Consider the following 21,282-nt stretch of genomic DNA (forward strand, 5'->3'; position numbering starts at 1 on the left):
GAGGAGACACCGTGAAAATCGCATTTGTGGGCGCCGGGATGATCGGCGCCGGGCTGGCGGTCAACGCCGCCCTCAAGGGGCACCAGGTCAGTCTGTATGATGTGGCCCCGCCCGAGACCGTCCAGGGGACGGTGCGCGGGATTCTGGACAGCCTGACGGAGGCGGGCGCCGTGGATGCCCCGGCGGCCTCGGCCGCCCTGGCTGGGATGTCGTTTACACAGGATCTGGCCCAGGCCGTCACCGGGGCGCGCCTCGTGCAGGAGTGCGTGCCGGAGCGACTGGAGCTCAAGCAGGCGACCTACCGCAGCATCCAGGAGCTGGTGGGGGCGGAGCCGGTCATCGCCAGCTCCACCTCCGGGATGTTCCCCTCGGCCCTGGCGGAGGGCGCGCTCTATCCGGAGCGGATCCTGGTGGGCCACCCCTATAACCCCTCGTACCTTCTGCCCCTGGTGGAGGTCTGCGGCCCTCGCGCCAGCCAGGACAGTATTGACACCGCCATGGAGGTCTACCGGGCCATGGGCAAGGAGCCGGTGCTCTGCCGCAAAGAGGTCCACGGCTTCCTAGTCAACAAGCTCTCCTGGGCTGTCATGGACGGAGCCATCCAGGCCGTGGCCGACGGCGTGTGCAGCGTGGAGGACATCGACAAGGCCATCATGTTCGGTCCCGGCCTGCGCATGGCGGTGACCGGGCAACTGCTCACCATGTCCCTGGGCGTGCCGGGCGGCTTCCGCATGATGGGCAAGAAGTACGGCAACGAGGAGGAGGATTCGGGAAAAACCGCCGTCATTCAGCGCATCGCCGACGGCGTGGACGAGGAGATCGCCTGCCGTCCGGCGGAATTCGGCAACACGGTGGAGGGCGTCAGTAAGTTCCGGGACCGGGCGTTTGTGGAGATCCTGAAGCTCCACCATAAAATCTGATTCCATGGAAACCTGAAGGAGGACAGCAACATGGCAAAGACCATCATTACCGCGTCCTTGACCGGCGCGGTCACCCCCAAGGAGATCAATCCCTACATCCCCCTCACCCCCAAGGAGATCGCGGAGGACGCGGTGCGGGTGTGGAAAAAGGGCGCGGCCATCGTCCATCTGCATATGCGGGACGAGGAAGGCCACGGCACCATGGACAAGGCCCGGTTCAAAGAGGCGGTGGACCGCATCCGGGACACCACCGATCTGGTGATCAACCTGACGTCGTCCGGCGGAAAGGACTACCCCTGCGATGAGGTCCGCTTCGAGCACATCCAGCTGCTCAAGCCGGAGATGTGCTCCTACGACGTGGGGTCCTTCAACTGGCTGCCCGGCCCGATTTTCGACAATACCCCCGATTTCCTCCGCAAGCTGGGGAAGGTGTGCATCGAAAACAACATCAAGCCGGAGATCGAGGTGTTTGATTTCGGCATGATCAACGCCGCGGTGTACTTCCAGGAGAAGGAGAAGGTTCTGCCCGAGGGTTCGCTCCACTTCCAGCTCTGCCTGGGCGTGCTTGGGCAGGCCAAGGCCACCGCCTACAACGTGGCGGAGATGTCCCGGCTGCTGCCGCCCGGCTCCACCTGGTCCGCCTTCGGCGTGGGCGCGGGGCATCTGCCCGTCCTGTACACCGCCTTGGCCTGCGGCGGAAACATCCGGGTGGGCCTGGAGGACAACGTGTACTATAAAAAGGGCGTGCTGGCCACCAACGAGATGCTGGTGGAGCGCGCCGCCCGGGTGGTGCGGGAGTTCGGCAACGAGGTCGCCACGCCTGACGAGGCCCGGGAGATTCTCCATCTGCAAAACTGCAATTACAAACACTGAGGGGGAGCTGTGATGGAAAAAAAGGAAGTGAAGGTGCTGGTACATGCCTCCGGCCGCCATGTCCACCTGAGTGAGGCGGATTTGAAGACGCTGTTCGGCCCGGAGGCGGAGATCAGGCCCAAACGGGTGCTGGGCGCGGACGGAAAAGGCGATTTCCTAAGCGACCTCAAGGTGGAGGTGGTGGGCCCTGAGGGCAAGAGCTTCTCCTGCTCGGTGCTGGGGCCCGCGCGCCGGGAGACCCAGGTGGAGGTGAGCTATACCGAGGGCCGGATGATCGGTGCGGTTCCGCCTCTGGGGGACAGCGGCAAGCTGGAGGGAACCATGCCTGTCTGCCTGCGCGGCCCCTACGGCAGTGTGAAACTCACCCGGGGGATGTTTGTGGCCCGCCGCCATGTCCATCTGACCCCGGACGACGCCGAGCGCATCGGCGTGAAAAACAACGACCCCTGCGACCTGCGTATTGAGGGGGCACGGCCCACCACCTTTCACGGGGTCATTGCCAAGGTCCCGCCCCGGGAGGTGGGCATGGAGGTGTCGGACGTGCATCTGGATTATGACGAGTGGAACGCCTGCGCGCTGTTCCAGCAGGACGGCGGCTGGCTCTCCAGGGGCGAATAGGAGGTGGATGAGATGAAAAAGATTCTGGCTATCAACCCCGGTTCCACCTCTACCAAGCTGGCCTATTTCGAGGATGACACCCCCATCCTGGAGCAGAGCCTCACCTTCCCCAAGCCCGAGGGACAGGGCCGGGTTCACGTGCTAGACGAGTACGAGGCCCGCATGGAGAGCATCACCGCCTTTTTGGAAGAGAACCACATCTCCCTGGCGGACATCGACCTCTTTGTCTCCCGGGGCGGCGCCCCCGGCCGGGTGGAATACGGGGCCTATGAGATCGACAAGACGGTGGTTCAGCTCCTCTGCTTCAGTGACGCGCCCACATACCACGCCTCCAACCTGGCCCCCATTCTGGCCTACTCCCTGGCCCAGCGGGCCGGCGGCAAGCCCGCCATTTTCTACGATGCGGTGTCCGCCGACCAGGCCAGCCCGCTGGCCCACATGTCGGGCATCCCCGGCGTGGCCCGCCGCGTGGGGTGCCATAACCTGAACACCCGCATGGTGGGCCGGGAGGCGGCCGCGCAGCTTGGGAAAGCCTATGAGGAGAGCAGGCTGGTGATCGCCCACCTGGGCGGGGGGATCTCCGTCTCCGCCCACAACCACGGCGTGATCGACGACTCGGTGATGTGCGACGAGGGCCCCATGGGTCCCCAGCGGGCGGGCCGGGTCAGCTTCCTGCAGATGATGCAGATGTGCTATGTGGAAAAGAGGACCATGCAGGAGATGCAGCGCATCACCGACGCCGGCGGCCTGCTGTCCTACTTCCATGTGGACACCATGATCGCCCTGGAGGAGAAGATCGACGCCGGCGACCGGGAGGCGGAGTTCCTCTATCAGGTCATGGCCTACCAGATCTGCAAGGCCATCGGCGAGATGTTCGCCGTGCTGGGCAGTCGGGCGGACGCCATCGTCCTCACCGGCGGCGTGGCCAACTCCAAGCGCTTCACCGGCTGGGTGAAGGACCGGGTGGGGGCCATGGCCCCTGTCCTGGTGATCCCCGGTGAGCGGGAGATGCTGGCCATGGCCCGCGGCGGCCTGCGGGTGCTCAGCGGCCAGGAGGCGGTCAAGCACTATACAGAGCTCCCCGAGGGCTTCCAGACGATGGACTCCTATATCTCCCACTTCAAGACGGTCCGGCCGGATATCCTGGACCGCCCGGCCGTACAGGCCATGCTGGCCCTATAACAGCGTCCTTTTTCTGCCTCGGCCCGCTGGGGCCACTTAAAAAGCGAGAGGAGAGGAGCCGATGTTGTTTCAGGCTTGCGCACTCATCCTGTCCCTGATCTTAATCGCATTTCTGATCTATAAGGGGCTCAGCCCCATTCTGTCCGTGGTCATCGGCTGTTCCCTGATGATCTGGACCAACGGCATGGACTATGTGGCCACCTTCCAGAGCGCGCTGTCCACATGGGGCTCTGTCCTGATGCCTGCCGTGTTCGTCACCCTGTTCGGCGCCGCCATGGGCGTCCTGTACACCAAGGCGGGCGCAATTGACAGTCTGGCGGTATGGCTGCTCAAGCCCACGCAGCGGGTCAAAAATGAGGATGCCCGGATTATTCTGTCCATTCTGCTGTTCATCGTGTTCCGCATCATTCTGGGTCTGGCGGGCTTTGTGAACGACGCGGTGATGGTGACCATGTTCGCCGTGGGGGCCGTGGTCTTCCGCCAGGCGGACATCGACCGGCGGCATCTGAACGCGGTGCTGGTGATCGCAGGCACCATCGGGCTGGTTCTGCCCGGCGCTCCTACACAGACCAATGTTATGTTCGCCCTCTATCTGCCGGGGTACAGCCCAACAGCCTACTTCCTCCCGCGGCTGATGCTGATGCTGCTCTACATCGTGCTCGTGTGCTTGATCATGTTACGCTATGTGAAAAAGGACCGGGCTGCGGGCCGCCACTTCGAACAGGGCCGCATGATGCTCACAGAGACGAACCGGGAACTCCCGCCGGTGTGGCTCTGTTTCCTGCCGATTGTGGTGGTCATTATCACGTACACCTTCCTGGGCATTGAGGCATGGGTCTCCATCACCTTCGGCCTGATCGCCACCATGATCTGCCTGTACCGCTACTTCCCGCAGGAGGAGGGGAAGAGTCACTTCGCTTCCATGATCCACTATACCAACGACGGCGTGCTTCTGATCCCGCTCCAGTTCATGCTGATGGTGCTGCCCACCATGGTCATGTCCCTGAGCCCGGCGTTCCAGTGGGGCATCGACGCACTGGCAGAAAGCGGAATCAACCCCTATGTGAGCTTTGCGGTGCTGGCGGTCATCCTGGTCTCCTTTTCCGGGGCGGGTGCCATCCCCACCATCTGCACGGTGGCAGTCAGCGGCTATATCGGACAGAGCATGTCCATGTATGCCTGCGTCATCATTGCCACCTGGGCCTGCACGGTGTTTGACTCCCTGCCCACCAACGCCGCCATCGTCATTCAAACCGAGCTGTGTGACTGCCCCATGAAAAAAGCCTATCCCACCATCTTCACCACCACGATTGTAGCCACGGGCATCATCACCATATTGGCCACCATAGCCGCCGCTGCGGGTGTGTTCGGCTGAGCCCCAGAAGGCGGAACCCATAGAATATCCGGACAAAAACCGGCAGAGTGCCTCTACATAGGCACTCTGCCGATTTTGCGCAGAGAGGGAGGATCTCCGGCCCTGCTCAGAACCGATCCAGGTGATACCCTCGTAAGGCCGCGCTTTTTACTTTGTTGTGGTTCAATTCGTCGATTTAAGTAGATTTTAATAACATTTTTCCTGTAATCTTTAAGATGGTACAGGTACACGCAGGTCCTGAGCGGCCTCCATCTTGAACTTGTTCAGAGCCTCGCGGGCGCTGGGGACGACAGGCTGATTAGAATTGTTGGAACTAGACATGATGTTGCATCTCCTTGTCTGTTTGTTTTGTTGGATTGGGAATCCGAACATATCTTTGCCCCGGGCAGATTTTATATGTGCTCCAATTTTTGCGCGTTCAGGACATTTCGCCCTCTTTTTAAAATCAGAAACGGGCCGGATCGGGTCCTGCACGTATTTCGGCGGCGGCGTTCCGGCCGCCGCCGCCTTGCCGGAGCGCAAAAGCTGCGCGGCCGGATCTGTTTTCGGATGGGAAGGGTTCAAACGAGGTCGGGCCGCGGGTGCGCGCACCGGGAAAAGAAGGTCCGGCGCCCGGGCAGGCGGCAGGAATCGACAGATCCCTTTCCTTTGAGTTACCTCTTGAACCGATCCCGCTTCTTTGCTATACTGTTTGGGACAGGGCCCCCATGGAGGCCTGCGGCCGGGTTCGGCCGTCTATTTTCTGGGAGGGAACGGCAAATGACGAGCAATGGGACGTGCTGCTGCGGCTGCGGCAGCAAAGAGGCCGCCTTTTCCGCGTTGGCTCCCGTACTGGAACAGTACGGGAAGACGCCGGGCAGCTTGATCACCATCCTGCAGCATGCGCAGGATCTTTACGGCTATCTTTCCACCGACGCCATCCAATACATTGCGGAATACACCGGCATCAAGCCCGCCAAGATCTATGGCGTGGCTACCTTCTACACCCAGTTCCGCCTGAGTCCCATCGGCAAGCATCTCATTATGCTGTGCAAGGGGACCGCCTGCCACGTCAACGGCGCGGACAGCATCGAGGAGGCGGTCACCGAGGAACTGGGCATCACCGACGGGCAGACCACCGAGGACGGCCTGTTTACGCTCAACAATGTGGCGTGCCTGGGCTGCTGCAGCCTGGCGCCGGTGATGATGATCCGCACGGCGGATGGGGATGAGACCTACGGAAACCTGACCAAGGCGAAGGTCAGGGCCATCCTGCAGGACATCCGTGCAAAGGAGGCGGCGTCGAAATGAAAGTAGTCGTTGGACAGGGCAGCTGCGGCGTAGCGACCGGCGCCCGCAAGACCTCCGATGAGCTGGAGCGGCTCATCGCGGAAAAGGGCCTGACGAATGTGGCCGTGGATCTGACCGGCTGCGTGGGCACCTGCTACCTGGAACCCATCGTGGACGTGTACGGGGACGACGGCGCCCTTCAGGCCCGTTATGTGAAGGTCCAGCCCGATAAGGCCGCCGCCATCGTGGAAGAGCACCTGATGGGCGGCAGGATCGTGGAGGATCTGGCCATCTCCCGGCAGGACGAGGCCTTCCTTTCCCAGCAAAAGCGCATCGTGCTGCGCAACTGCGGCGTTATCAATCCCGAGCACATCGAAGAGTACATAGCCGCCGGCGGCTACGAGGCCGCAAAGAAGGCGGTCACCTCCATGACGCCCCAGCAGGTCATTGAAGAGGTGCGCATCTCCGGGCTGCGGGGCCGCGGCGGCGCGGGCTTCCCCACCTGGTTCAAATGGAACGCCGCACGGCAGAATCAGGCCGACCAGAAGTATATGGTCTGCAACGCCGACGAGGGCGACCCCGGCGCGTTTATGGACCGCTCCGTGCTGGAGGGCGACCCCCACTCCGTGCTGGAGGGCATGCTCATCGGCGGCTACGCCATCGGGGCCAGCCAGGGCGTGATCTACGTCCGGGCCGAGTACCCGTTGGCCATCAAGCGCCTGGAGATCGCCATGGCGCAGGCCCGGGAGCGGGGCTTTTTGGGGCAGAACCTCTTCGGCACCGGCTTCAGCTTTGACATCCGCATCAAGGCGGGCGCAGGCGCGTTCGTCTGCGGCGAGGAGACCGCGCTCATCGCTTCTCTGGAGGGCGAGCGGGGCATGCCCCGGCTCAAGCCCCCCTTCCCCGCCCAGCGGGGCTACTGGCAGAAGCCCACCAACATCAACAACGTGGAGACCTTCGCCAACGTGCCCTGGGTCCTGCTCCACGGCGGCGCGGCCCTGGCGGCCATCGGCACGGAAAAAAGCGCCGGCACCAAGGTCTTTGCCCTGGCGGGCAAGATCAAGAAGGGCGGCCTGGTGGAGGTGCCCATGGGCCTGCCCATCCGCGACATCATTTTCGGCATCGGCGGCGGCATCAAAAACGACAAAGCCTTTAAGGCCGTGCAGATGGGCGGCCCCTCCGGCGGCTGTATCCCCGCGGAACTGGCCGGCACCACCGTGGACTACGAGTCCATCCCCAAGACCGGCGCCATCGTAGGCTCCGGCGGCATGATCGTCATGGACGAGGATACCTGCATGGTGGATATGGCCCGCTTCTTCCTGGACTTTACCCGCAAGGAGTCCTGCGGCAAGTGCAACTACTGCCGCGTGGGCACCAAGCGGATGCTGGAGATCCTGGAGCGCATCACCCGGGGCGAGGGCAGGGACGGCGACATCGAACTGCTGGAGGAGCTGGCCGAAAAGATCAAGGACGGCTCCATGTGCGGCCTGGGCCAGACGGCGCCCAACCCGGTGCTCACCACCATCCGCTACTTCCGCAACGAGTATGAGGACCACATCTACAAAAAGAAGTGTACGGCCCACTCCTGCAAGGCCTTGATCCACTATGAGATCACCGACGCGTGCAAGGGGTGTACGCTGTGTGCCCGCAACTGCCCGGTCGGCGCCATCACCGGCAGCGTGAAGCAGCGCCACGTCATTGACCAGGATACGTGCATCAAGTGCGGCAAGTGCATGGATTCCTGCAAATTCGGCGCGATCGTCAAGGACTGAGGGGAGGGGAAGCGACATGAAACAGTACAGACTGAATATCGACGGCAAAGAGGTGCTGGGCGTCCCCGGTCAGACCATCCTGGAGGTGGCCCGGGAGAACGATATCTCCATCCCCACCCTCTGCTATGACGAGCGCACCACCATTTACGGGGCCTGCGGCCTCTGCGTGGTGGAGGTGGAGGGCAATCCCAAGCTGGTGAAGGCCTGCGCCACCGAGATCGCACCCAATATGGTGGTGCGCACCAAAACCAAGCGGGTCCTGGAGTCCCGCAAGACCAACCTGGAGCTGCTGCTCTCCAACCACGTGGGCGACTGCCGCCCCCCCTGCGTGCTCAACTGCCCGGCGGGCACCGACTGCCAGGGCTATGTGGGCCTGATCGCCAACGGCCGCTTTGAGGAGGCCATCGCGCTGATCCGGGAGCGCATCCCGCTGCCCGGCTCCATCGGCCGGGTGTGCCCCCATCCCTGCGAGGACAACTGCCGCCGGGCCCTGGTGGACCAGCCGGTGGCCATTGCCTGGCTCAAGCGCTTTGCCGCCGACTGGGATCAGTCCGGGGAGGATCCCTTCCTGCCCGAGATCGCCCCGGAGACCGGAAGATCCGTGGCCATCATCGGCGGCGGCCCTTACGGCCTGTCGGCCGCCTATTTCCTGCGCCAGATGGGGCATGCCGTGACGATTTTCGAGGCCATGCCCAAGCTGGGCGGCATGCTGCGCTACGGCATCCCCGAATACCGCCTGCCCAAGTCGGTGGTGGACGAAGAGGTCGCCACCATCGCGCGCATGGGCGTCACGCTGCGCCCCAATACCCGGGTGGGGAAGGATATTTCCTTTGAGACGCTGCGGGAGACCTATGACGCCGTTCTGGTGGGCGTGGGCGCCTGGGTGTCCACCGGCACCGGCTGCCCCGGCGAGGAGCTCCCCGGCGTCGTCGGCGGCATCGATTTCCTCCGCCACGTGGTCCGCAACGAGCCCATCGCCCTGGGGAAGCGGGTGGCCATCGTGGGCGGCGGCAACACCGCCATGGACGCCTGCCGCACCGCCGTGCGCCTGGGGGCGGAGGCGGTCTACAACGTCTACCGCCGCACCAAGGACGAGATGCCCGCCGACCGTCTGGAGATCGAGGAGGCCGAGGAGGAGGGCGTCATCTTCAAGAACCTGACCAATCCGCTGGAGATCAAGGCCGGCCCCGACGGGCGGGTGAGCGAGATCGTCCTCCAGGTGATGCAGCTGGGCGAGCCCGACGCCTCCGGCCGCCGTGCCCCCAAGCCCGTGGAGGGCAAAACCGAGACCCTGGCGGTGGACACGGTCATCCTGGCGATCGGCCAGAAGGTGGACACCGCCGGCCTGCCCGGCCTGGAGCTGACCCGCAAGGGCGGCGTGGTATACGACAAGAAGACCTTCCGCACCAGCCTGCCCGGCGTGTTCTGCGGCGGCGACTGCGGCAACGATAAGATCTCCATCGCCGTGGAGTCCATTGCCGACGCGAAAAAGAGCAGCGCCGTCATCGACGCCTACCTGCGGGGCGAGGCGGCGGCCTACAAGCGCCCCTATACCGTGGAGCGCCGCGATATCACCGAAAAGACCTTCGAAGACCGGGAACGCCAGTGCCGGCCCAAGATGGAGCAGCTCTCCCCCGAAGCGCGCCGGGATAATTTCTCCGAGGTCGTGGCGGGGTACGGGCCCGAGCAGGCCATGGAGGAAGCCCAGCGCTGTCTGGAGTGCGGCTGCCACGACTACTTCGAGTGCAAGCTCATCCACTACGCAAACGAGTATCGGGTCGCGCCCGAGCGGCTCTCCGGCGACGTGAACCGGGTGGAGTATGAGGACGAGCACCCCTTCCTTCTGCGCGACCCCAACAAGTGCATCCTGTGCGGACTGTGCGTGCGGGTGTGCGACGAGGTCATGGGCGTGGGTGCGCTGGGGCTGGTGCACCGCGGCTTCGACACGGTGGTCAAGCCCGCGCTGGAGCAGCCCCTGAGCACCACCGGATGCATCTCCTGCGGCCAGTGCGTCAGCGTCTGCCCCACCGGGGCGCTGGGAGAGCGGCTCTCGCTCCAGAAGAGCGTGCCCCTGGAGACCGAGTGCACCGACACCACCTGTTCCTTCTGCTCTCTGGGCTGCTCCATGCACCTGGAGACCGGCGGCGGCATGCTCATCAAGGCCGTGCCCGACCGGGAGGGTTCCGTCAACAAGGGCCTGCTGTGTGCCCGGGGCCGCTTTGGCTTTGACTGCGCCGAGCTGGAAGAGCGGCTGAACGCCCCGCTGGTGAAACACGGGAATGTGCTGGAGCAGACCGATTACCACGAGGCTGCCGTCCGCACCGCCAAGGGCCTTCAGGCCGTGGCCGCCCGGCATGGCAAGGACGCTGTGGCCGTCTCCATCTCCGCCCGGATGACCAACGAGGAGGCCTTCGCCATGAAGCAGCTGGCCGACGCCATAGGCGCGCGGACGCTGTGCTTCGACCACCGGGAGAACGGCCTCAAGCGGGTGCTGGGCTTTGACGCCTCCCCCAACACCATCGACGAGCTGCTTTCCACCGATGTGATCCTGGCCGTGGGCTTTACCGCCGCCAAGTCGGTGATGCGGGTGAAGCTGATGCAGGCCGCTAAGAACGGCGCCAAGATCGTCCTCATCAACCCCGAGGGCGCGGAGCAGGAGCTGGCCTTCCTCCATAAGGCCGTGTACGTGAAAAACGACCTGTCCTTCCTTAAGGAGCTGGCCCGCGCGCTGCTGGACCTGGGCAAGACCAGCTCCGCCCAAGGCTTCGACGCCTTTGCCGAGAGCCTCTCCGGCGTGACGCCCGGCGAGCAGGCCAGGGAGGTAGCCGCGCTGTACGCCGGGGCCAAGAAGGCGATGATCCTCTGCCAGCAGAACCCGCTGACGGCGGACGCCGCCGCCCTGCTGGCCGAGATCGCAGCCCTGTCCGGCCACCTGAACGCTCCCCGGGACGGGATCCTCCAGCTCCGGAGCAAGAACAACAGCCAGGGTCTCATCGACCTGGGCATTACCGCCGGAGGGGAGGCGATGGAGGGCGTCAAGGCCCTGCTGACCTTCGGCGAGGATCCCCAGGCCGCGTCTGTGAAGGATCTGGAGTTCCTGGCTGTGTGCGACGTGCACCTGACCGACACCGCACGCCGGGCCGACGTGGTCTTCCCCGGCACCGGCTTTGCCTGCGCCGAGGGCACCTTTACCAGCACCGAGCGCCGCCTTCAGCCCGTTCACGCGGCCATCGACTCCGACGTGCCTCTGCTCAACTGGCAGGTGGCGGGCGCCATCGCCCAGGTGTACGAGGTCGCGCTGCCCTACGGGGATGAGGCGGACCTCTCCGCCGCCCTGGACGCGGCCCTGCCCGTCTACCGGAACGCCCGGCTGGGCGAGGTGACCGGAGGCGTGCTCACCTGCGCCGCCCCGGTCTTTGCCCCCGTCCCGGCCGGCGCCGCCCTGGTCGCGCCCACCCCCTGTGCGGACTACCTGATGAACCTGATGGATTCCCGCATGCCCTGAGGGCGCTGAGCGGGCCAACCCACTCATTCGCTGACCGGCCGCCCGTATGGGCGGCCGGTTTTTCTGTTTTTTGATCAAATTTTGTACTTTTCAGTTTATAGAGGTTGCGCCTGGTCCGATCCCTGTGTTATGATAAAAAACGACAAAACGACAGGTCCCGCCGGAAACCGGTGCAAGGCCCCGCCGGGCGGGCGCTTCGGCATGGTTTCGGCAGGCCTGGGGCCCTTGTTATCATAATCAAGTCAGGTGAGTCTGCGATGCAGGAAAAAAAACGCCGCTTTTCGTTTCCGTCCATCGGTCTTCGCAACATCAAGACCGCTCTTTCCGCCTCCCTGTGCGCCCTGCTCTATTTCTTGATCGACCGCAACCCCACCTTTGCGTGTATCGGCGCGGTCTTCGGCATGGGGGCCAATATGGAGCATTCCAAGCTCCACGGCGGCAACCGCCTGTTCGGCACGGTCATCGGCGGCTTTCTGGGGATGGGGCTTTTTCGCTTTTACCTGATCTTCTATCCGGACGGGGAAAGCCGCCTGCTGCTGGTGCCGCTTCTGTTTGTAGGCGTGGTGGTGCTCATCGTTTTGGCCCAGATTTTTTGGGTGGGCGCGGTACAGCCGGGCAGCGTGGTGCTGTGTATCGTATTGTTCAATACCCCAGTGGACGACTACGTGAGCTACGCGCTCAACCGCATGTTTGACACCGGGGTGGGCGTTGTCATGTCGCTGCTCATCAACTGGCTGCTCCCCCGGGAGCGGCTGGTGGACTGGCTGGGCAGGCTGGGCATCAAATGCCACGACACGCCCCACCTGGACGGGGTATAGCAGCCGCATAGCGCATCCGCAAGGAGGCCCTGCACAGGACCTCCTTTTTTGCGGCCCAAGGAGACGCGTATGGCATCCTGCCCGGCCCAGAGGGCGGCGGGGAATCCGAGACAAGCCGTCAGGGAAATGTTGTATTTTTTGCCGTGGGCGGATATAATGGAACTACGCAATCGGAAAAGGAGACAGGATCATGTCGAATATATGGCACGATATCAGCCCCGCCCGCATCCAGCCGGAGGATTTTGTGGCGGTCATCGAGATCCCCAAGGGCAGCAAGAAGAAGTATGAGCTGGATAAGGAGACCGGCCTCATCATTTTGGACCGGGTGCTCCATACGTCCACCCACTACCCGGCCAATTACGGCTTTATCCCCCGTACCTACGGCGACGACGGGGACCCGCTGGACGTGCTGGTGCTCTGCTCGGAGGAGATGGACCCGCTCACCCTGGTGCGCTGCTACCCCATCGGGTATATTTCCATGCTGGACGGGGGCAAGAACGACGAGAAGATCATCGCCATCCCCTTTGCCGACCCCACCTATAATACCTTCCGCGACCTGATGGATCTGCCCGGTCATATTTTTGACGAGATGGCCCACTTCTTTACGGTCTACAAAGCGCTGGAGGGCAAGCAGGCCGTGGCCGGAGACGTGAACGACCGTCAGGCTGCCATCCGGGTCATCCAGGGGGCGATGGATCACTATGCCGAATGCTTTTTGGGCGGGGTGGCTCCAAGGGGAGACTGCAGCCGCTCGGATCGGTAAGCAAGGGGTAAAATTTAAGGAATAATTAATGCTTTCTCGGTTCCAAAGGCGGTATGCCTATGGTAATATGAAGAAAACGCAGGCACAAACCTTGAATACAGGAAGCCGACCGGAAAGGAACGATCGACCATGGAACAACGATACGACTGCCTGGTGGTGGGGGCGGGCCTGGCGGGCGCCGTGGCCGCCCGGGAACTGGCGGAACGGGGCGGCAGGCGGGTGCTGGTGCTGGAGCGCCGGAGCCATGTGGGCGGCAATGCCTACGACCGCTTCGATGAGGCGGGCGTGCTGATTCACCAGTACGGTCCCCACATCTTCCACACCAATGACAAGCGCGTGTTCGACTACCTCTCCCGTTTTACCGCCTGGCGCAATTACCAGCATAAAGTGGTGGCCAATATCCCCAAGGGGGAGGGCCGCACGCTGCTGCCGGTCCCCTTTAACCTGGTGTCGCTGGAGGTGGCCTTCGGCCGCAGGCGGGCGCGGGCGCTGGAGGAAAAGCTCATCGCCGCCTACGGCGCGGAGAACAAGGTGACCATCCTGGAGCTGCGGCAGAGCCCGGATCCGGAGCTCTCCGCCCTGGCCGATTATGTCTATGACCACGTCTTTGTCCGCTATACCATGAAGCAGTGGGGCCAGACGCCGGAGGAAATCGACCCCAACACCACCGCGCGGGTGCCGGTGTTCCTCTCGCGCGACTGCCGGTATTTTCAGGACGAATACCAGGGCCTGCCCCTGGAGGGCTACACGCCCATGTTTGAAAAGCTGCTGGACCACCCGGACGTGACTGTGGCGCTGGACACCGACGCCGGCCGGCGGCTGACGCTGGGAGAAGACGGGATCACGCGGCTGGACGGCGCTGCCTTTGCAGGAACGGTGATCTACACCGGCGCGGCGGACGAGCTGTTTGGCTGCCGGTTCGGGCGCCTGCCGTACCGGACGCTGGAGTTCCAATGCGAGACCCATCCGGTGGATGCGTATCAGACCCATGGCACGGTGAACTATACCATGGATGAGGCGTTTACCCGCATCACCGAATTCAAACACCTGACCGGCCAGGTGCTGCCCAAGACCACGACCATTATGAAGGAATATGCCCGCGCGTATACCGGCAGACCGGGGGAGATCCCCTACTATGCCATCATCAACGACGCGAACAACGCCCTTTACGCCAGATACCGCTCCGCAGCGGAACGCTACCCCAACCTGCGCCTGCTGGGCCGCCTGGCGGAATACAAATATTACAACATGGACGCCATTGCCAAGCGGGCCCTGGCGCTGTGTGACGATTTGCTGAAGTGAGGAATCCCCATGTCAAAGATCATCACCTTTGCGGTGCCCTGTTACAACTCCGCCGCCTACATGGATCATTGTGTGCAGACCCTGCTCTCCGGCGGGGCGGATGTGGAGATTATTTTGGTGGACGACGGTTCCACCAAGGACGAGACCCCGGCGATCTGTGACCGGTACGCGGCGGAGTATCCGGATCGCATCCGGGTCATCCACCAGGAGAACGGCGGCCACGGCGAGGGCGTCAACCAGGGGCTGCGCCACGCCCGCGGGCTTTATTACAAGGTCGTGGACTCCGACGACTGGCTGGACGAGACCGCCCTAAGCAAGGCGCTGGATCAGCTGCGGGAATTTGCACAAATGGAGCGGCCGGTGGACCTGTTTATTGCCAATTATGTGTATGAGCACGTGGAGGATCAGACCCAGAAGGTCATGCGCTATACCAATGTCTTTCCCGAGGGACGGATCTTCACCTGGAGCGAGATCGGCCGGTTCCGGCCCTCCCAATACCTGCTGATGCATTCGGTGATCTACCGCACCCAGCTGCTGCGCGACTGCGGCCTGGAGCTGCCCAAGCATACGTTTTACGTAGACAACCTCTTCGTCTATCAGCCCCTGCCCTGGGTCAAGAGCCTGTATTACCTGGATCTGGACCTGTACCGCTACTTCATCGGACGCTCCGACCAGAGCGTCAATGAAAAGGTCATGGTCACCCGGGTGGATCAGCAGGTGCGGGTCACCAAGCTGATGATCGACGCCCACAACGTGAATAAGCTCTACCAGGAGCAGCGTAAGCTGGCCCGTTATATGGTCAGCTATCTGTCCATGATGATGACCATCTCTTCCATCTTCCTCATCATCGACGGCTCTCCGGCCGCGTTGGGAAAAAAGACGGAGCTGTGGGAATACCTGCGTACGGTGGACTCCGATCTGTACCACAAGCTCAAGTACCGCTCCGTATCCATGGTGGGCAATGTGCCGGGCTACCAGGGGCGCAAGCTCTCCGTGCATCTCTACCGGCTGGCCCGGCGTATCTATAAGTTTAATTGAGGCAGCGGCGGCGCCCGGTGCGAGGGTCGTCCCCAGTCAAAACAGGAAAGAATTACCGCTCTACAATTCGATAGAAAGCCGCAAGGATAACTCAAAATTGAGTATCCAATATCTGTATATTCCGATCGATTCCCGATACACTAGAAATGGGTGATCGGATGAATGTGGACTATTTTGCCATCGGCCAGCGGATCAAACAGGTCCGAAGAGACCGGGGCATGACGCAGGAGCGCCTTGCAGAGGCATTGTCGGTATCGGTGGGATACATCAGCCAGATCGAGCGGGGCGTGACGAAGATCAGCCTGGAGACGCTGGCGGCCGTGGCGGCCTGTCTGGCCTGTGATCTGAGTGAACTGGCTACCGGCGTGGCGGTGACGCAGGAGCACTATCTGGACCGGGAACTGGCCCAGCTGACCGCCCGCATGGATGGGCGGCAGAAAAAGCTGCTGCACGAACTGGCCCGGCTGATTCTGAAATATTGAGCATAAAAACAGGGCGGCTCCCGTCGGGAGCCGCCCTGTTTTTATGCGTCGGGGACCAGGTCCAGCAGCACCAGTTCAGGCCGGTTGAAGATGCGGGGCAGCCGGGTGGTCTCCCGGGCAAGCCCCCGGCTGACGACGAGGACGGTGCCCTCCAGATCATAGCGCCCTCCGGCGTACCGGGGGAAAAGACCCTGATTGGGGGCCGCAAGGCCGTTAATGAGGCCGGGCAGCCGCCATTGCCCCCCATGGGCATGTCCGGCGAGGATCACATCGAAGCCATAGGACAAATAGGTCTCGATGCGTTCCGGCCGGTGAGAGAGCAGAAGGGAAACCACGCCCTCCGGCCGCTGGGCCGAAGCCCGCTCCAGCTGGGCCGCCCAGGCCTGCTCGCCCACAGCGGGGTCGTCCACCCCGCACAGGGCGATAGCCGCCCCGTCTTTGGAAAAAAGCGTACAATCCCCTGCCAGCACCGTGACGCCCTGGGCGGAAAACCACGCCTTGAGCGCCTCCGCCCGCCCGGTGCGCCACTCGTGGTTGCCGGTGACGTAACAGCAGCTCCAGCGCTGCAGCAGAAGGGGGATCAGCTCCAGAGTGTTGGCGCCGGGTGCATCGTCGTCAAAGATATCGCCGCCCAGCAGCACCAGGTCGGGCTGGGCCGCCTCCAGGGCGGAGAGCAGCTGCGCCTGTCCCGCGCCGTAGTCGCAGCTGTGGAAATCGGTGATCAGGGCCAGACGGAGGGGCGCGGAGAGCTGCGGCGCGGGAATGGTATAGGTACGTACGGCCAGCCGGCTGTCCACGGCTGCCGCGCCCACGCAGACCAGCCGCGCCGCCGCCAGCAGACGCCGGCGGCGGCGCGGCCTCCTCACCGCCGGCCCTTGAGCAGCTGCTGCTTGATGTCCCATAGCTTTTGGGAAAGATCCACATAATAATTATGGGGGTTTTCAAAGCGCTTGACCTCGTCCCACAAAAGGTCGATCTGCGCCGCGCAGTAGGTGCGCATTTCCAGGATGGAGGGAGAGCGGTACACGCGCCTGCCGCGCTGGAAGACAGGTACCAGAAGTTCCTTGGCGGTAAAGTCGGTAAAGGTCTTTCGCTTCCAGGTGGCGTCCGGATCGAAGAGCTCCAAGGGCTGGCTTTCCTCCACGACCTCGTCGTGCAGCGTGATCAGATCCGCGAAGGCCTTGCCGGTATCGTTTTCAAACAGACGGTAAACCTTTTTGAAATGGGGATTGGTAATCTTGGCCGCATTCTCGCTGATCTTGATCTTGGGAATGATGTTGCCCGCGCCGTCCTCTACAGCGGCCAGCTTGTAGACCCCGCCGAACACCGGCTCGCTCTTGGAGGTAATGAGCCGCTCGCCCACGCCGAAGGAGTCGATCCTGGCGCCCTGGAGCAGCAGGTCGCGGATGATATACTCATCCAACGAGTTGGAAGCCACGATCTTGCATTCGGTCAGTCCCGCCGCGTCCAGCATCTTTCGGGCCTTCCGGGACAGGTAGGTCAGGTCGCCGGAGTCCAGCCGGATGGCGCAGCTGGTGATGCCCTGGGGCAGCAGCACCTCCTGAAAGGCGCGGATGGCGTTGGGAACGCCGGATTTGAGCACGTTGTAGGTGTCCACCAGCAGGGTGGCGGAGTGGGGATACAGCTGGCAGTAGGTCTTGAATGCGGTATACTCGTCCGGGAACATCTGTACCCAGGAGTGGGCCATAGTACCGCCGGCAGGCGCACCATAGATCTCGTCGGCCAGGGTGCAGGCAGTACCGGCGCACCCGGCAATGTAGGAGGCCCGCGCGCCCAGAATCGCGGCGTCGGGCCCCTGCGCCCGCCGGGAGCCGAATTCGCTGACCGGGCGCCCGCCGGCGGCGCGGACGATGCGGTTGGTCTTCGTGGCGATGAGGGACTGATGATTCAGCGTGAGCAGGAGAAAGGTCTCGATGAACTGGGCCTCGATGGCCGGCGCCCGGACGGTGAGGAAGGGCTCGCCGGGGAAAATGGGGGTGCCCTCCGGCACCGCCCAGATATCGCCGGTGAAGCGGAAGGTCTTCAAATACTCTAAAAATTCCGCGCAAAAGCAGCCCTTGCCCCGGAGATAGGAGATGTCCTCCTCGTCAAAGCGGAGGCGCTCGATATAATCGGCCACCTGCTCCAGACCGGCCGCAATGGCAAAGCCGCCGCCGTCGGGCACGTTGCGGAAAAATACATCGAAATAACAGATCTGACCGGCGTGTCCCGTTTGAAAATAGCCGTTGCCCATGGTGAGCTCGTAGAAATCGCAGAGGAGCGTATAGTTCATGTGATCCTTCATGGCTTGTTAACCTCCTGGCCTGCCGGCTCGCCGCGGGGCCCGAGCCTGGGCCCCGCGATAAGCGGCGGAGGGCGGCGGAAGTTCATTTCCGCGCCCGCAAAATCAAATCAAACTGGGGGTGTCCGGTGAAGGGGACCTCCACCGGGGGAACAGCACGCAGAAGCCGCAGAGGAGCGGGCCGCCTCAGCGGTTGCGCGCCGTGATCTGCAGGGCTTCCATCAGGCGCAGGGCCTGCTTATGGCGGGGTCCGGTCCGGCGGTGCAGGCGGCGACCACCACGATCTCCGCCTCCGGGAGCAGCCTGCCGCGCCATAGAGCTTCCAGCCTTCCGAAGCGCTGAGGCAGTGGGGGACCGGCAGCTTCCGGCCCTCCCGGGTATCCAGATAATCCCTGCCGTGCGTGTCCAGCGTAAAGGCCACGTCCTCGCCCGGGCAGCGGCAGCGGGCGATCTTTCGGGCGATGGGCGCATCCGGCTCCGCCGCGCCGGGAAAGCCCAGCGCACCGTCCACAAAGTCCTTCTGGTACTCCACGACCAGCAGCAGCTTTTTCATAGGGCGCCGTCTTTCCCAAATGCAGCGCCGGGGCCTGCGGCGCGGGTTCAGTTCAGGGCTTTTTCAAAGCAGGGGTAAGGCAGCGGCCTGCCGTGGAGACGGATCTCGCCCACTTTGGTAAACCCCCGGCTGAGAATGAGCGCCTGCATGCGGAGGTTGAGACGGTACGTGTCGATGCGCAGGGCGGAAAGGCCCCGCTGCCGGGCCAGCTCCTCCGCAAAGGCGAAAAAGGCCCGGCCCACGCCCTGCCGCTGGAAGGCCGGATCCACGGCCATGCGGTGAATCACCACCGCCGGGGGCGCGGTGGCCCAGGGCAGCGGGGCATACTCCGGCGCTTCGGCGGTGTTGATACACGCCGCGCCCGCCAGTACGCCGCCCGACCGGGCGGCGTACAGCTCGCCCCGCGCCAGATCGTCTGCGTAGAAGTCCCGGGTGGGGTAGTCCTCCCCCCACTGGGGGTTGCCCAGCTCGTTCATATGTGCCACCGCCCGGCGCACCAGAAGCCAGACCACGTCCAGCTCTTCGGCCCGGGCGGGCCGTATCTCGATCATAGATTTGCTCCTTTGTACCGGCTGCGGCGGGCGGTCATTCCGCCGGGGGCGTGGGCCCCAGGGCGTTGTGCAGCTCCGGCGTGATGGCGCCCCGGAACAGGCGCACCGCGTAGCGGTGCAGATCCTCCAGCTTGCCGGGCACCGAGTCGGCGCTCAGGCTGCCGTTGGCGGAGAGGTCCTCATCCAGGATAAATTTGACCTCCTTGTCGGTCTTGCCGCCCCCCAGCAGGCCGGGGCCTGCGTGGAGCTTCATGCGGTAGCCGCCGGCCAGAGCGCTCTCCACGTCCACGGCACATTTGCTCACATCGGTCTCCTCCACGTCGGGCTCCCCCAGAATGCCCAGATAGGGCTCCCGGATCAGATCGTCCCAAAGCAGCTCCTCCAGCCCCAGGGCCCGGCGGGAAAATGCGTTGACATACCGCAGGCCGATGCGCTCGAAAAAGGCGGGCTGGTAGATCTGGATAAACTGGGCCAGGGGCTTGTCCAGCCGGGCGGCAAAGTCCTCCCAGCGCTGGTAGCGCAGGGTGGACAGCGCGATGAAGCTGCTGGTCAGATTCAGCTTCCATTTTCCATCGGCGGAGACGAAGTTGTAGTTGGTAATGGGCGCCTGGGGCTCCAGCGCAGGCGTGGGGCCCGGCTTTACCTTGGGGGGCAGCTGCTCCTGACGGGCCATATAGCGGGGGAAGTCGTGACGCACCGCCTCCTGAAACTCGGCGGGGTCCTTGGCACCGATGTTCAGAATCGTGGGGAAGCGCAGCTGGCAGATGACCTCCACCAGCGGGGACCGGGCATATTGACAGCGGTCGTATTCGGCGAACAGCATGTTCCATACCGCTCCTTCCTGTGTGGGTTTCTTCTTTATTGTATCCCCGAAAGCCCCGTCTGTCAAACCGGTTGCGCCGATTTGTGCGGTGTGCTATCATCCAAATAAGAACGAAAGGAGGAGAGCCTGTGCATCTCACGCTGCAGCACGGCGCATATCGCGCCCAGGTGGATACGATGGGAGGAGAGCTCATATCCTGCCGGGACGGACAGGGACTGGAATACATCTGGCAGGGGGACGCCGCCGTCTGGCCGGGCCGTAACCCGCTGCTGTTCCCGATCGTGGGCGCTCTGGCGGACGCAACGGTCTGCTTCGCGGGCAGGGCATACCGTATGCAGCGCCATGGGTTTGCCCGGCGGCAGGAGTTTGCGGTGACCGGGCACGGGGAAAACTGGGCGGAGCTGGAGCTGCGGGACAGCCCCGAGACCCGGGCGGCCTATCCCTACCCCTTCCGCCTGCGGGTGCGGCAGACGCTGGGCGAGGGCGGCTTCACCACTGCGGTCACGGTGGAGAACCCCGGACCGGCGGAGCTGCCCTTCTGCCTGGGGGCGCATACCGGCTTTTGCTGCCCCCTGCTGCCGGGAGAACGGTTTGAAGACTATGAGCTGGTTTTTGCACAGCCCGAGACCTGCCCCGCCCTGATCCCGAAGGGAGGGGGGCTGGATCGGGGCCGCACCGCGCCCGGTCTGGAGAATGCCCGGGTCCTGCCCCTGCGGTACGAGACGTTCGATGCGCTGGATACCCTGGTGTTCGAGGGGCTGCGCTCCCGGTCGGTCACCCTGCGGCACCGGACGGCGGGGCGGGGCGTGCGCGTGGACTTTTCCGGCTTTCCGGTGCTGGCCCTGTGGACCATGCCGGACAAACACGCCCCATACCTGTGCATCGAGCCCTGGCACGGCTGCCCCCACATGGAGGGGGAGGGGACGGAATTCACCGATAAGGCGTACTGCATCCGACTGGCGCCGGGAGCGGCGCGGACCCTGTCCTACCGGGTGGCGCTGCTCTGAACGGGGGTCGGAGCTCGCGCGGGGCCCTGGCCGTCATGCATCCCCCTGTCGAAAAAGGCCTTTTTCGACAAGCTCAGGCGGACCCGCAAGGGCCCGCCTTTTCTGCACCCTTTTCGGGCCCGGGAATAG

Annotated in this window: 20 protein-coding genes; 14 read left to right on the forward strand and 6 right to left on the reverse strand. The window is 63.6% G+C overall.

Features of this window, described 5'->3' with window-relative positions; genetic code table 11:
- Positions 1-11 precede the first annotated feature (11 nt).
- The 5 genes from H8S57_RS18055 to H8S57_RS11410 all read left to right on the forward strand — a co-directional run bounded on the left by H8S57_RS18055 (position 12) and on the right by H8S57_RS11410 (position 4,968).
- Positions 12-920, forward strand: a complete 909-nt coding sequence (locus tag H8S57_RS18055; RefSeq protein ID WP_186908215.1) for a 3-hydroxyacyl-CoA dehydrogenase NAD-binding domain-containing protein — start codon at positions 12-14, stop codon at positions 918-920.
- A gap of 30 nt (positions 921-950) precedes the next feature.
- Positions 951-1,793, forward strand: a complete 843-nt coding sequence (locus tag H8S57_RS11395; protein WP_186908216.1) for a beta-keto acid cleavage family enzyme — start codon at positions 951-953, stop codon at positions 1,791-1,793.
- Between the two features lie 12 nt (positions 1,794-1,805).
- The gene (locus H8S57_RS11400) at positions 1,806-2,411 is read left to right on the forward strand and encodes a PduL/EutD family phosphate acyltransferase (protein ID WP_186908217.1); all 606 of its coding nucleotides are present in this window, start codon (positions 1,806-1,808) and stop codon (positions 2,409-2,411) included.
- Positions 2,412-2,423: 12 nt separating this feature from the next.
- Complete coding sequence (gene buk / locus H8S57_RS11405) at positions 2,424-3,593, forward strand: butyrate kinase (protein WP_186908218.1); 1,170 nt, start codon at positions 2,424-2,426, stop codon at positions 3,591-3,593.
- 61 nt (positions 3,594-3,654) lie between these two features.
- Positions 3,655-4,968, forward strand: coding sequence for a hypothetical protein (locus tag H8S57_RS11410; RefSeq protein WP_186908219.1), 1,314 nt, complete (start codon positions 3,655-3,657; stop codon positions 4,966-4,968).
- Positions 4,969-5,178: 210 nt separating this feature from the next.
- Here the strand turns inward: H8S57_RS11410 and H8S57_RS17710 are convergent, their stop codons facing one another.
- Positions 5,179-5,340: a small, acid-soluble spore protein, alpha/beta type gene (locus H8S57_RS17710; protein ID WP_369807617.1), complete on the reverse strand. Its 162-nt coding sequence runs from the start codon at positions 5,338-5,340 to the stop codon at positions 5,179-5,181.
- Positions 5,341-5,727: 387 nt separating this feature from the next.
- Here H8S57_RS17710 and nuoE point away from each other — a divergent pair, with 387 nt between their 5' ends.
- From nuoE to H8S57_RS11455, 8 genes are all read left to right on the forward strand, one after another.
- Positions 5,728-6,258 carry an NADH-quinone oxidoreductase subunit NuoE gene (gene nuoE / locus H8S57_RS11420; RefSeq protein WP_186908221.1) on the forward strand — a complete coding sequence of 177 codons (531 nt, stop codon included), beginning with the start codon at positions 5,728-5,730 and terminating at the stop codon, positions 6,256-6,258.
- Positions 6,255-8,009 (forward strand): NADH-quinone oxidoreductase subunit NuoF, encoded by a 1,755-nt coding sequence (locus H8S57_RS11425; protein WP_186908222.1) that lies wholly within the window; start codon positions 6,255-6,257, stop codon positions 8,007-8,009. Before nuoE ends, H8S57_RS11425 begins: the two co-directional genes overlap by 4 nt.
- A 16-nt stretch (positions 8,010-8,025) precedes the next feature.
- The gene (locus tag H8S57_RS11430) at positions 8,026-11,514 is read left to right on the forward strand and encodes an FAD-dependent oxidoreductase (RefSeq protein WP_186908223.1); all 3,489 of its coding nucleotides are present in this window, start codon (positions 8,026-8,028) and stop codon (positions 11,512-11,514) included.
- A gap of 257 nt (positions 11,515-11,771) precedes the next feature.
- Positions 11,772-12,332, forward strand: a complete 561-nt coding sequence (locus tag H8S57_RS11435) for an FUSC family protein (RefSeq protein WP_186908224.1) — start codon at positions 11,772-11,774, stop codon at positions 12,330-12,332.
- A 190-nt stretch (positions 12,333-12,522) separates the two neighbouring features.
- A complete protein-coding gene (locus H8S57_RS11440; protein WP_186908225.1) occupies positions 12,523-13,095 on the forward strand; it encodes an inorganic diphosphatase in 573 nt (190 codons plus the stop codon).
- A gap of 129 nt (positions 13,096-13,224) precedes the next feature.
- Entirely contained in the window at positions 13,225-14,397 is a 1,173-nt protein-coding gene (gene glf, locus H8S57_RS11445; RefSeq protein ID WP_186908226.1) for a UDP-galactopyranose mutase, read from the forward strand.
- A gap of 9 nt (positions 14,398-14,406) precedes the next feature.
- Positions 14,407-15,435 (forward strand): glycosyltransferase family 2 protein, encoded by a 1,029-nt coding sequence (locus tag H8S57_RS11450; RefSeq protein ID WP_186908227.1) that lies wholly within the window; start codon positions 14,407-14,409, stop codon positions 15,433-15,435.
- Between the two features lie 146 nt (positions 15,436-15,581).
- Positions 15,582-15,917, forward strand: a complete 336-nt coding sequence (locus H8S57_RS11455) for a helix-turn-helix domain-containing protein (RefSeq protein WP_243204803.1) — start codon at positions 15,582-15,584, stop codon at positions 15,915-15,917.
- Between the two features lie 41 nt (positions 15,918-15,958).
- On the opposite strand, the gene H8S57_RS11460 is transcribed toward H8S57_RS11455, so the two are convergent.
- The 5 genes from H8S57_RS11460 to H8S57_RS11480 all read right to left on the reverse strand — a co-directional run bounded on the left by H8S57_RS11460 (position 15,959) and on the right by H8S57_RS11480 (position 20,146).
- Entirely contained in the window at positions 15,959-16,783 is an 825-nt protein-coding gene (locus H8S57_RS11460; RefSeq protein ID WP_287880253.1) for a metallophosphoesterase, read from the reverse strand.
- Positions 16,780-18,222, reverse strand: coding sequence for a nicotinate phosphoribosyltransferase (locus H8S57_RS11465; RefSeq protein WP_186908229.1), 1,443 nt, complete (start codon positions 18,220-18,222; stop codon positions 16,780-16,782). Before H8S57_RS11465 ends, H8S57_RS11460 begins: the two co-directional genes overlap by 4 nt.
- 235 nt (positions 18,223-18,457) lie before the next feature.
- Complete coding sequence (locus H8S57_RS11470) at positions 18,458-18,772, reverse strand: cysteine hydrolase family protein (protein ID WP_243204804.1); 315 nt, start codon at positions 18,770-18,772, stop codon at positions 18,458-18,460.
- 47 nt (positions 18,773-18,819) lie between these two features.
- Positions 18,820-19,323 (reverse strand): GNAT family N-acetyltransferase, encoded by a 504-nt coding sequence (locus tag H8S57_RS11475; RefSeq protein ID WP_186908230.1) that lies wholly within the window; start codon positions 19,321-19,323, stop codon positions 18,820-18,822.
- Between the two features lie 34 nt (positions 19,324-19,357).
- Positions 19,358-20,146, reverse strand: coding sequence for a TIGR04255 family protein (locus tag H8S57_RS11480; protein ID WP_186908231.1), 789 nt, complete (start codon positions 20,144-20,146; stop codon positions 19,358-19,360).
- Positions 20,147-20,274: 128 nt separating this feature from the next.
- On the opposite strand from H8S57_RS11480, the gene H8S57_RS11485 reads away from it, so the two are divergent.
- Positions 20,275-21,153, forward strand: a complete 879-nt coding sequence (locus tag H8S57_RS11485; protein ID WP_186908232.1) for an aldose 1-epimerase family protein — start codon at positions 20,275-20,277, stop codon at positions 21,151-21,153.
- The last annotated feature ends 129 nt before the right edge of the window (positions 21,154-21,282 follow it).

Origin of the sequence: Lawsonibacter hominis (assembly GCF_014287895.1) — a bacterium.
Lineage (GTDB): Bacteria > Bacillota > Clostridia > Oscillospirales > Oscillospiraceae > Lawsonibacter_A > Lawsonibacter_A hominis.